Origin of the sequence: Marinobacter goseongensis (assembly GCF_023156235.1) — a bacterium.
Lineage (GTDB): Bacteria > Pseudomonadota > Gammaproteobacteria > Pseudomonadales > Oleiphilaceae > Marinobacter > Marinobacter goseongensis.
Map to the genome: position 1 here is coordinate 69,769 of NZ_JAKZAI010000010.1, position 10,718 is coordinate 80,486.

The 10,718-nt window shown below is 53.6% G+C and carries 11 protein-coding genes; 1 reads left to right on the plus strand and 10 read right to left on the minus strand.

Translation table 11 applies throughout. The features are described from left to right. Positions 1-81: 81 nt before the first annotated feature. Positions 82-798, plus strand: coding sequence for a 3-deoxy-D-manno-octulosonic acid kinase (locus MLC70_RS10785; protein WP_248183693.1), 717 nt, complete (start codon positions 82-84; stop codon positions 796-798). On the opposite strand, the gene MLC70_RS10790 is transcribed toward MLC70_RS10785, so the two are convergent. The 10 genes from MLC70_RS10790 to MLC70_RS10835 are packed head-to-tail and all read right to left on the minus strand — an operon-like array spanning position 788 to position 10,516. Beyond that, positions 788-1,894 (minus strand): glycosyltransferase family 4 protein, encoded by a 1,107-nt coding sequence (locus tag MLC70_RS10790; protein WP_248183694.1) that lies wholly within the window; start codon positions 1,892-1,894, stop codon positions 788-790. The genes MLC70_RS10785 and MLC70_RS10790 overlap by 11 nt on opposite strands. Then, the gene (locus MLC70_RS10795; protein ID WP_248183695.1) at positions 1,891-3,138 is read right to left on the minus strand and encodes an O-antigen ligase family protein; all 1,248 of its coding nucleotides are present in this window, start codon (positions 3,136-3,138) and stop codon (positions 1,891-1,893) included. The genes MLC70_RS10790 and MLC70_RS10795 overlap by 4 nt, the downstream gene beginning before the upstream one ends. Then, positions 3,135-4,142 (minus strand): WavE lipopolysaccharide synthesis family protein, encoded by a 1,008-nt coding sequence (locus tag MLC70_RS10800; protein WP_248183696.1) that lies wholly within the window; start codon positions 4,140-4,142, stop codon positions 3,135-3,137. Before MLC70_RS10800 ends, MLC70_RS10795 begins: the two co-directional genes overlap by 4 nt. Continuing rightward, positions 4,139-4,879, minus strand: a complete 741-nt coding sequence (locus MLC70_RS10805) for a glycosyltransferase family 2 protein (protein WP_248183698.1) — start codon at positions 4,877-4,879, stop codon at positions 4,139-4,141. Before MLC70_RS10805 ends, MLC70_RS10800 begins: the two co-directional genes overlap by 4 nt. Beyond that, a complete protein-coding gene (locus tag MLC70_RS10810) occupies positions 4,876-6,483 on the minus strand; it encodes a capsular biosynthesis protein (RefSeq protein ID WP_248183699.1) in 1,608 nt (535 codons plus the stop codon). Before MLC70_RS10810 ends, MLC70_RS10805 begins: the two co-directional genes overlap by 4 nt. Next, positions 6,483-6,857, minus strand: coding sequence for an HAD family hydrolase (locus MLC70_RS10815; protein ID WP_248183700.1), 375 nt, complete (start codon positions 6,855-6,857; stop codon positions 6,483-6,485). The genes MLC70_RS10810 and MLC70_RS10815 overlap by 1 nt, the downstream gene beginning before the upstream one ends. Positions 6,858-6,878: 21 nt before the next feature. Further along, the gene (gmhB, locus tag MLC70_RS10820) at positions 6,879-7,445 is read right to left on the minus strand and encodes a D-glycero-beta-D-manno-heptose 1,7-bisphosphate 7-phosphatase (protein ID WP_248183701.1); all 567 of its coding nucleotides are present in this window, start codon (positions 7,443-7,445) and stop codon (positions 6,879-6,881) included. Continuing rightward, entirely contained in the window at positions 7,442-8,485 is a 1,044-nt protein-coding gene (locus MLC70_RS10825; protein WP_248183702.1) for a glycosyltransferase family 9 protein, read from the minus strand. The genes gmhB and MLC70_RS10825 overlap by 4 nt, the downstream gene beginning before the upstream one ends. 1 nt (position 8,486) lies before the next feature. Continuing rightward, positions 8,487-9,935 carry a bifunctional D-glycero-beta-D-manno-heptose-7-phosphate kinase/D-glycero-beta-D-manno-heptose 1-phosphate adenylyltransferase HldE gene (gene hldE, locus MLC70_RS10830; protein ID WP_427902105.1) on the minus strand — a complete coding sequence of 483 codons (1,449 nt, stop codon included), beginning with the start codon at positions 9,933-9,935 and terminating at the stop codon, positions 8,487-8,489. Beyond that, entirely contained in the window at positions 9,932-10,516 is a 585-nt protein-coding gene (locus MLC70_RS10835) for a D-sedoheptulose-7-phosphate isomerase (protein ID WP_248183705.1), read from the minus strand. The genes hldE and MLC70_RS10835 overlap by 4 nt, the downstream gene beginning before the upstream one ends. Between the last annotated feature and the right edge of the window lie 202 nt (positions 10,517-10,718).

The window sequence follows — 10,718 nt, forward strand, 5'->3', positions numbered from 1 at the left end:
AGAGAAAGAGCCGCTCATGTTTCCAGTGGGGCGGCTTTTTTAATAGAATTGGTGATTAATCACTCTCTGAGAGGATTGGTAGTGGGCTCAGATACCGAAGTGCGCATCGAGCGAGATGGCGTCAAGGCGCTGGTGATGCCTGAGTGGGCAGCGCAGTTTGACCCGGGCTGGTTTGATCCTGATTTTTGGGGTGAGCGCGCGGTGCCGGTTTCTTCGGGGGGGCGTGGGAGTGCGTGGTTTGTTGAGCGTAGCCCGGAGCATTGGGTCCTTCGCCAGTATCTTCGGGGGGGGCTGGTCGGAAAGCTGGAACGTGATCGCTACCTGTACGCAGGAGAGGCGCGCGTTCGATCGTTCGCAGAGTTCCGTCTGTTAAGACAGCTCCGCATTATGGGGTTGCCCGTACCCAAGCCTGTGGCGGTTATGTACCAACGTAGAGGGTTGCTTTACTCCTCGACCATTATCGTCGAACGCCTTAAAGGTGTTTGCCCGTTAGGGGACGTTGCTCTGGCCCTCAATGAAAACCGTTGGCGAGAAATCGGGCAAGTGGTTCGCCAATTCCATGATGGGGGTGTGTACCACGCGGATTTGAACTGCTTCAATATCCTGATCGGAGAGACCTCAATACACCTGATAGATTTTGACAAAGGTGAGCTGCGCTCCCAAACCTCTTATCGCATCTCCTGGAAAAGCAATACTGTAGATCGGTTGAAGCGTTCCCTGAATAAGGCCTATGGTGAAGAAGTGGAACGTCAATGGCAGTTTTTCCTTGAGGGGTACAACGTCTCCACTAACGTTTGATGAGAGAACTCACGAGATCCTGCATAGCGTGTTTTTGATTCACCATTGAATACTTTTGAGCGAGACATGCTGCCGCCTGACTGGCTCTCTGACCGGCGTCGGGGTCTGTCAGCAAGCTTTGCGCAGCGTTCCCCCATTCCTCCAGGTTGTATCCACTTATTACTTCTGGCACCGCGTGTTCCTGCATTAGCTCAGCCACACCGACGTTGTCACTTGCGATCGTAGGTACTCCACAGGCCAGCCCCTCCAGAACAACGCGACCATATTCTTCCAGTAAGGCGGGGAATATGTGCAAATCCAGGGCATGAAACAGTTGGTGAACATTCGGTACCGGGTCGATAAATCGAATCCGGGACTGCAAGCCGTGTGCGGATATCTGGTCGGCAAAACGAGTGCTGTTGGATTTCCCCACGACAAGGAAGTCGATCTGAAAGGATGTGTTTGATGCAAGAAATCCAGCAACTTCGAGAAAGAAGTGGACGTTTCTCTTGGTAAAGTCTCCGGACGTGATCAGCCCAACAACCGCGGAGGTTTCAGCGATCTGCAGTTCTCGGCGAGCTTTACGCCGGAGTGTTTCTTTGTTCAACATATTGAACAGGCTGGTATCAACACCCTGATAAAAAACATGCAGTTTGTCTTGGGGCACTGAATATCGTTGATGGAAATCATCGGCCATCAGTTTGGAGTTGGTGATGAGTACCCGGTAATCTCCAGCCGAGATCACGGAGTCGTGGAATGCGGCTACATCAAGCTCAGGCGTACCGCACTTTTCTTCATGCAACCTGACACAGTTGTGCATCACCAGGATGTCGTTGCTATGGCTGTCACCATGACTGAAAAAGAGGTCATAAGGGTGTGCTTTCAGCCAGCGTTGTACGCGGTTATCAAACCAGACGCGGCGATAGGTACCTTTGATGGGCCATCGCATGATTTGAATAAAGTCCGCTCCACATTCATTAAGGATTTCCCGGTTATGGCGTTCGGCCATAATCGTAATTGAATAGCCCAGCGCCCTGAGATACTGGCAGTGTTCAATAACGTTTCGGACAGCACCCGTGTGTCTTTGGATTTGTCTGATAGCGATGACAGCTCTCAATGTAGACTCTTCCTGTAGTTGTTACAGATGAACCAGGCTGCGACGGCATAATACAGCCCGAAGTTCTGAAGGATTCTCCTCTGATCAAACAGCGTGATTGTCAGCCCAAAGAAGATGAACGATAGAAAGATGACAGCCAGCGTCACAGACATGATGTGGTGGTTTCGATGGCCGCCAGGGTGAGGTGTGGCCAGGTAGAACAAAGGGATCGTCAGCATCAGTAGCAGAAGGAACAGACCAATCAGGCCGTGGGAAGAAAGCTGATACAGATATTGGTTGTGGGGCTCGGAAGAGTAATCTGACATGAGCGGTTTCAGTTGCCCTTCGGATATCTGACTAAGGATTTCTGTCCGGTATCCAGAGAAGCCCGAGCCAATGACCGGAGCATCGGTGACAACGTTCAGTGCTGCATCCCACATGAGCAAGCGCATTCCCATAGAGGTATACATCTGGCCTTCTGAGAATTGATTAAGCTCGCTCAGCGTTAGCGCATATCGTTCGGAGATCGGGTCAATAAATTTGACCGAGACGATGGCAACAGACGCGACGAGAGCGAGCATAACGACAAAGTAACGGATTTGGTTCCGGGAAACGCTGAACCACAATCCAATGACGAGGAGTGCCAAAAACAGAGCAACAAGGCCGCCCCGGGATCCGGCCTCCATAAAGGCTATCAGTGCGCCAACAACTCCAATCGCGGCTATCACATACCAGTGACGCTTGCTCTGGGTGAAAAACCCTCCAATGCAGAGTATCAAAGTAATGAGGGCGATGTTACCAAAATGGATGGCGTGAACCAGTCCGTCTAACCTGCCCTCGCCATCGTGTACAAACCAATACGCCAGAAACACCAGGCCGCTCAGGGAAAAACTCAGTAAAAGATCCTTTGCGCGGAACCGTGCATGGAACAGGAGCGCGATGACAGGAACGCTGATCAATAGCAGGGCGTGTCGCTCTACACGGGATTTCGCGAAATCGCTCGGATCAACGAGCCAGTAAATAATGATCGACCACAGGAAGAAGAGAAAAGGTGTGGCAATGAATAGCAGGGCCTTTGGCTCAAAACAAAGCCTCTTGCGAGCGTCGGCGCTGGTCGCAAATGAGACGATGCCGGCTAGCCCTAAAAGATACCAGAGGGCACTTCCGTAACCATCAACGATAACGCTCAATGCAGGGAAGGTGCCAATGAGTATAAGCAGTAAATATTTCAGAGCAGAGACCAGGCTGTGCTGTGCTTCGATCATTTGGTGCTGCCTGACTCACTGTTGCGTGTGGTTTTGTAGAGCTTGAACATGGTCTCCAGCTTGACAGGATGCACATGAACCAAGCGTTTCAGAAACAGATTTGCCCTCACTGATGCGGGAGCTTTGGGGAAATCCGGGTCACAGTAGCGGCGGTAAATCTCTTGCCACTCCCAGTGCTGCCACTGGGCGCATTGCCCTTTGGTTCGCGAGATTCGGGCGGTCCCGAGAAACTTCTGGCAAAGTCCTAAGCCGAGCTCAGCAGGGGAAGCTATTACCAGGTTGTTGGCGAAACACTTTTCGGATGTTTCAAGGTTTTCCGGAGTGTTGTCCAAGAGGCCGTTAATGTGGATTGATGAGTCAAATTTCTGAAGAGCTCGAACCCAGAAGGCTTGGGTACAATCAGTCGCGAACCCCTGGAATAGCACATTTTCTCTGTCAATTTCGGGGTCCGTTGCATCAGGGAAAAGTTCTAAGTCCCAAAGCGCTAAAAGGTCTTCTGTCAGTCCAAAGTAGAAAAAGTCGGATAGATGAAAGGGTACGCGGAAGCCCTTCGCGTATTGCCGTGTGAAGACGTTAGCGACAACAACCCGTTCGTGCAGAAAACGATGAGTTCTACTCCGCTCTGGATACCTTTGCTGAAGTTCGGTGAAGAAGTTGCCGGTAAGGAAATTGTCGCTGCGAAGCTTTATCGCATAGCGAGTGGTTACCTTTTTTAGTCCTTCACGGGTTGAAACAATCTGGCGATTATTATTGAAATACTGAGGATTGCCGTTCGATTTTAGAAATCTTACGTTGGGACCTGGGTCGTCTGAAATCACCAGCTCGTCATAGTCCAGTCCACTCAGGTCTTGCGATGGCCAGGTAGAGAGGATAATGCGGCTTCCCGGGAGATGCGTGCGAACGGATTCGATACACTTTTGAGTGATCCCTGATTCCTGGGGCCTATCCTGGAAGGTTTGGACCGGTCCTTGCACGACAACGGTAATATCTTTGTGGTTAATCATGTTTTGGTAATCGATCCGGACGCCGTAAATTCCTGATACTCGGAGGGCGTGCCGCAGAAAATGACATCATCCCTGTTAATCAGGTGGTAATAAATATTATTTCCTCGTTTGATCATCAGATTGTACAGCGGCGCGATATATAGCTCTCCCTTGGCCCACTGGCTTTTGGGCATTTGGCTGTATAGCTCAAAAGCGCCGATAAACTCCTGACAGCTTGTATAGTGATACAGTCCGGTGCTGCAAAGGTCAGAAATGCGGACCTTTTCTGTTGTTCTCTGCACCCGTCCACTCCCTGATGGGTCAGGTTCAACAAAAGACCAGTGGTCTCCCGGGCCTTGGAACACCTCTAAATACCCGCTTCCTTTTCGACTCTCAGCTGGAAACGTAAAGTTGGGCCGAAATGTATCGATATTGAAGATCGTCAGGGGCTGATCGATATTTCCGGACTGTTTTAGCGCGAGATAAACCGTTTCAGCTTGTCCGCGAGTTTCTTCACTAAGAGTAATGATTTGGTAATTCTTGATACCCAGGGCTTTAGCCCTATCACTGACGAAACGCTCTGTGTCGTGAACGTCGCGTATTACGAAGAGGAATGCCTCAGAGTTGAAATATTTTTTGAAGCTCAGAACAGAATGATCGAACAGGGTTTTCCCGTGGGCTTCGAGCATGTATTTAGGTTTTTCGTAACCGGCCCTGAAAAATCGCGAGCTGAGGCCCGCCATTGGAATTACAATCATTGCGAGTGTCTCTCCATCAAGTCGTAGAGCCGGAAGGCATTGGCGAGTATGGCATTCTGTCGATGCGGGTCATCCGAATGCAATGGCAGCATGGATAAAAACAGGTGAACCTGCATGGCATATAGTTCGGAGGGTGTTACTGAAAACTGTGATTCCAGCATTCCCAGAAAAAGCTGTTGGACGTCGTGGTGCTTCGCTGATTCCGGCAGTGTGATCGAAATGTTATCACCGCTCAGGCTGGTGTTGTGATAGCCCGCAATTATCCAGTCATACATTCCCAAAACAGAGTGGCTGAGTTTGGCCAAGTCATAGCGAATGTCGCCATAAGCACTGATTGTTCCATCAGGGGTCATTCCTCTGGGGTCAATGACTTTGATTCGATTGGTTCTGAACTCGTAAAGGATATTGCTGAAGCAAAAGTCGCCGTGGAACAGAGTAGCCCGAGCGTCATCCTTGGGAAGGTTTGCCTGGCTGCCTCGAACGAGATCATTGATGGATAAGCGCCGTTCTCGTCCGCTCGCGCCTGGAGCATAGTATGTAAGCAGGCTCTCGGCGGAAAAGCCTCGGTCCTCACAAAAGGCTTGCAGCCTGGTTTCTGTTTTGACTGTAAAAAGTTTGTTCAGGTCAGATGAGGAAGAATGCTTTTCAGGTTTTGGATGTGCTGCGCAGGTAGTCAGGAAATTCAGGCATTCTTTAAAGATTTTCTTCCACAAAAGCGCAGGGACATCCGCAAAGACAAAAAGCTCGTTGAGTGCGGTATGGTGGAGGTACTCAAGCCGGTAGGCTCCGCTTTCAGTGTTTTCTGGTCGGCCAAGATACTGGGGCGTGAAGCGGCGAACCATCGGGGGCAGGCTCTCAAACCAGTTTGCCTCTGCTTCAATCTTGTCACCATGGTTGCCAGACTTTTCGATCCAGTCAGGCGTTATGCTGAGGTGGTTAAACACCCTCTGGGTGGTGTGTGCTGATTTTGATCGGTAATAAGTATTGGCGTGCCCGAAATCCAGCCAGTTTGGTACTTTGCTGGTACTGAGGCCAACGGTTTTTCGATATCTGCTCAAGCCCTCCAGAAAATGCCAGTTGGACTGGGTAATGCATCTGATCAATTGTCGCGGGCTGCTGAACTTGAAGTATCCGGTGACAACCTCATGCTCTTGCTGAGCAAGGGTGTTTGGGCTGCTGGTGAGCCAATTGTCGCCATTTTCCGTTACGATGGCCCAGTCGTAGTTGTCTTCAACATTGGCCACTGCAACCAGATCATCCCCGTGAGGCAGTGGATCAACCAGAGTGTCACCGAAAAGCACGTGCAAAGGTGTCTCAAGTCCTTGTTCGATCAGGTTCAGCGCTGCAACCAAAGACGCCCCAAGGCTGAGTCCGTCGGGGAGCGGGATGACAGTGATCTCATTCTGATCAAGCCACGTCCGATCAAAGCACGAAATCTCAAACGATTCAGGGACGGTAAGAAACACGGACGTGTTGTCTGGTGCAAGGCGCACCTGATGTTGAAACAGTCGGCGGTTGCCAAGAGGCAGGAAGCTGGGAGGTAGTGCTCCGAACTCTGATCGAAGCTCTTGGGTTATATAGGCCGCGGACATTATCAGGAACATCAGTGCTTTTCCTGTTCGATGAGCGCCTCGACTTCATCCGGGGTCAATCGGGTAAATTCTGATGGACGTATTGCGCGGTCGTCGACGTAGAACCCTTCGAAACCGCACCAAGGCTTGCCTACATGAATTTCGTCATAAGGTACATCGTGACGATCCAGCCATTCTGTCACGATCGGTAGCGTATGTATGTTGATCTTCCCGACGTTCCCTTCGAACGTTCTCATATTTCGAGCTGTCTGAATAATCACCTCGTAACCGAGTTCTTTATAAAAACGAAGCTTATCGATTACGTCCAGATTCGGTGACACGTTCCGGTAATCGGACGTGTCGCCCTTCGTGATGGTCCCGTCGAGATCGACAATCAATTTTTTCATTACACTAGCCTCGAAAACGGTTCAATATTCTTCAGGGCAATTAATGGAGCCTTCAGGAAGTGTGAGTAGTTGCTTGAGGTTCTTTATGCGGCAGTAACGGTTGCCCTCGCTCAACTTCTGCACTTGGTTGTTGAGTAGAATGCCAGTGCCTAAGTCTGCTGATTCGGCAGCGGTCATGTCAGAGACTTTGTCACCAACCATCAGGCAAAGTTTCGGTACAAGCTCAAACTCCTCAATCCCCCTCAATATCATTCCCGGTTTCGGCTTTCTGCAATCGCAATTTCGCTCATCTGCAGGCCCAAAGTCCGGATGGTGCGGGCAATGATAAACCTTGGTGATGGTCACGCCCTGCTCCCTGAAGCGCTCCACCATCCAGTCTGTCACCTCCTGGAATTGTGCTTCGGTGTACATGCCACGGGCAATGCCGGACTGGTTGGTGACCACAATCAGCAGGTAACCCTGGTGCTGAAAGCGCTGGCAGGCTTCGAAGATACCGTCTACAAACTCGAAATCTTCTTTGCGATACACGTAGCCGTGATCCTCGTTGATCACTCCGTCCCGGTCCAGAAATACAGCTTTGCGGGTCATAGGTTCTGTTCCTGAATGCAGCGGTTCAGCATGTCGATAACGTCTTCCGTCGTGATGCTTTTCATCAACTCCTCGCCCTTGAGCCTCTGGCCCCAGCGGCTTTGCTCCAGGGTTTCGCCGCGCACCTGTTTCAGGGCAGGGGTGTAGGCGTCTACCACATATTCCTGCCACCGGTAGGGGCCGGTGCGTTTCGGGTTGCTGTGGGCGTATAGGCCGATAACCGGCGTGCCGGCGGCAACGGCCATGTGGGCCGGGCCGGTGTCTGGTGCCAGTACGAGACTGGCCTCGCCAATCAGGGCGAACAGTTGCTTCAGGCTAGACTGGCCAACCAGATCGCGTATGGGGCGTTGGGCCTGTGCCTGAATACTGGCAGCCAATTCCTTGTCAAGGTCTCCCGGGCCGCCACAAAGGTACACGGTAAAACCCTGGCTGGCGGCGTGGTCAGCCACAGCAGCGTAGCGCTCGGGCATCCAGTTCCGCTCGACGTTGGAGGCGGCGGGGGTGATGATCAGGTGTTTGCGGGTGCCGGGGTCGAGCTGGGCCTTGGCCCAATTCCGGTCTTCTGCATTGACCGGAATGTTCCAGTCAGGCTCCCCGAGAGGAATCCCAAGCGATTTCTGGAACTGTCGGAAGTTGTCCAGCACATGGACTTTGTCCGTCGGCTCTATCCGTTCATTGATGAACAGGCTGTGCAGTTCCTTGCTCTTGGCCTTGTTGAAGCCAATTCGTCGTTTGGCGGAAACGCACAAGCTGGCGAGATTGGCTCTCAGGGCGACCTGCATCAGTAGAAGGGCGTCAAATCGTTTGCCCTGGAGCTGGCGCCGAAGGTTGCGGTACGCTGCCATGCCCTGTTTCTTGTCAAACACAACGAGATTGACGCCGTCCATGCCAGCCATCAGTGCGGCTTCAGCTTTGCCGATCACCCAGGTGATTTCGGTTTCCGGGTCATGTTGCCGGATGGCGTGAACCACGGCAGCCGCGTTGCAGGTGTCGCCGATGGCCGACAGGCGCAGCAGGCAGATGGAGCGGGGCGCAGACAAATCAGCCTCGTACTTTCTTGATCAGCCCGGTGGTGGAACGGCCTTCAACCGTGGGCAGGATGGCCACCTCACCGCCGTTCCCCTGAACAAAGTCCGCGCCGACGATGGTCTCAACTGAGTAGTCGCCACCTTTGGCCAATACCTGCGGCGTCACCCGCTTGATCAGTTGTTCGGGGGTGTCGTTTTCCTCAGGGTTATCGCCGAAGGGGATGACCCAGTCCACGCAGGCCAGGGCGGATAGCACTTCCATCCGGTCTTCCAGCGAGTTTACGGGCCGTTCTGCGCCTTTCAGGCGACGCACGGAGGCATCGGCGTTCAGCCCGACAACCAGCCGGTCACCGAGTGCCCTGGCCTGCGCCAGGTAGCGCACATGGCCGGCGTGCAGGATGTCGAAGCAGCCGTTGGTAAAGACAATGCGCTCGCCCTGCTGGCGGGCGTAGTCGATGTGCAGCAGGCTCTGCTCGACGCTCGGGTGGTAGCCGCTGGTCTTGGCCGACCACTGGTGGCTTGCGCGGGCAGCCAGCTCTTCCGGGGAAACGGTGGCAGCGCCCAGTTTGGCGACCACAATGCCAGCCGCCAGATTGGACAGCCAGGCGGCATCTTTCAGCTCGAACCCGGCGCTCATCAAGGTGCCCAGAGTGGCAATGACGGTATCGCCGGCGCCGGTCACATCACTCACTTCCAGAACTTCCGCCGGGAAATGGTGGTGCTCAGTCTGGGTGATCAGGCTCATGCCTTGCTCACTGCGGGTCAGCAGCATGGTGTCGATGCCCGCTTCAGTCAGCATGGCGCGGGCGGAAGCCAGCATCGCTTCGTCGGACGAGGCATCCCCGCCGGCCGCCTTGAACTCAGTCAGGTTCGGGGTGATGACTGTGGCGCCGCGGTACAGGGAGAAATCTTTGCTTTTCGGGTCTACCAGTACCTGCTTGCCAGCGCTTCGCGCAGCCTGAATCAGGTCGCCAACACAGGCGAGGGTGCCTTTGGCGTAGTCACTGATGATGACGGTATTGTATTGCTCAACCAGTTCGCTGTAACGCTGCTTGACGCTTTCGGCCTGGGCGACGGGGAAGGTGTCTTCCACGTCGAGCCGGACCATCTGTTGATGGCGGGAGATAATCCGCGTTTTGGAGATGGTGCGGGCGTCGTCCAGTTCCAGAAGCTCGGAATGGACCTTTTCCTTCACCAGAAGGTCTTTCAGCAAGCGCCCGTCTGCATCGTTGCCGATAATGCCGAGAATGGCGGCCTGGCCGTCAAGGTGGGCAATGTTTCTGGCGACGTTGGCGGCACCGCCTGCCCGGTCTTCTGTGTGGGCAACACGCACCACCGGCACCGGTGCTTCCGGTGAAATGCGGTTGGTGTCACCAATGAAATAGCGGTCAAGCATGACATCGCCAATCACCAGCACAGAGGCGTTCTGAAGCTGGTCCAGCCGGGCGAGGTCGAGCATCAGTCAAGGCCTCCGGACAGTACCACCTCATCCATCGCTTCACACAGCCAGTGGCCGATGAACATATGGGCTTCCTGAATGCGGGCGGTTTCGTCGCTGTTGATGATGATGGAGAGTTTGGCGATATCTTTTACCTTGCCGCCATCTCTGCCAGTCAGGGCAACGGTGGCGGCACCCAGGTCGTTGGCGGATTTCAGGGCCCGGTTGATGTTCTCGCTCTGGCCGGAGGTGGTCAGGCCGATCACCAGATCTTCGGGCTTGCCTAACCCCAGAACCTGGCGCTCGAACACGGTTTCAAACTCGTAGTCGTTGGGGTGGGCGGTCAGAATCGAGGTGTCGGTGGTCAGCGCGATGGAGGCCAGTGGGCCGCGCTCTTTCTTGTAACGCACCATGAATTCGGCCGCCAGATGCTGGGAGTCTGCTGCGCTCCCGCCGTTGCCCAGAAAGATGACCTTGCCGCTGCTTTTAAGGCACTGCCTGGTGAGCTCGAGCAGTTGTTCCGCCGCTTCCTGATGTTGCTCCAGAATGGCAAAGGTCTTGCGGTGCCGTTCCAGGGTGGCGAGGTAACTGCTTGGCTGGGACATGGGAGCCTCCGGTGTGAGCTGTCATCTGGTCGCGCCGGTGTCTTCCGGCACCGGCTGAAAGCGTAAAGTGTACCATGCTGGCCAGAGGCGTCCCATATGCTTTTTTTCGTACTAACCAGCTGTTAATGCAACGTTCACAGTGGTTTTCGCCGCTGAGGCGAATGGTTGTGGCGGTTTTAGCGATGGGCAAAAGAGGTTAAGA

What these genes read in the sequence shown, in the direction of transcription:
- MLC70_RS10805 (WP_248183698.1), bottom strand. Translation starts at nt 4,879, where the DNA reads ATGATTGTAATTCCAATGGCGGGCCTCAGCTCGCGATTTTTCAGGGCC.
- MLC70_RS10800 (WP_248183696.1), bottom strand. Translation starts at nt 4,142, where the DNA reads ATGATTAACCACAAAGATATTACCGTTGTCGTGCAAGGACCGGTCCAA.
- MLC70_RS10810 (WP_248183699.1), bottom strand. Translation starts at nt 6,483, where the DNA reads ATGTTCCTGATAATGTCCGCGGCCTATATAACCCAAGAGCTTCGATCA.
- gmhB (WP_248183701.1), bottom strand. Translation starts at nt 7,445, where the DNA reads ATGACCCGCAAAGCTGTATTTCTGGACCGGGACGGAGTGATCAACGAG.
- MLC70_RS10835 (WP_248183705.1), bottom strand. Translation starts at nt 10,516, where the DNA reads ATGTCCCAGCCAAGCAGTTACCTCGCCACCCTGGAACGGCACCGCAAG.
- MLC70_RS10815 (WP_248183700.1), bottom strand. Translation starts at nt 6,857, where the DNA reads ATGAAAAAATTGATTGTCGATCTCGACGGGACCATCACGAAGGGCGAC.
- MLC70_RS10795 (WP_248183695.1), bottom strand. Translation starts at nt 3,138, where the DNA reads ATGATCGAAGCACAGCACAGCCTGGTCTCTGCTCTGAAATATTTACTG.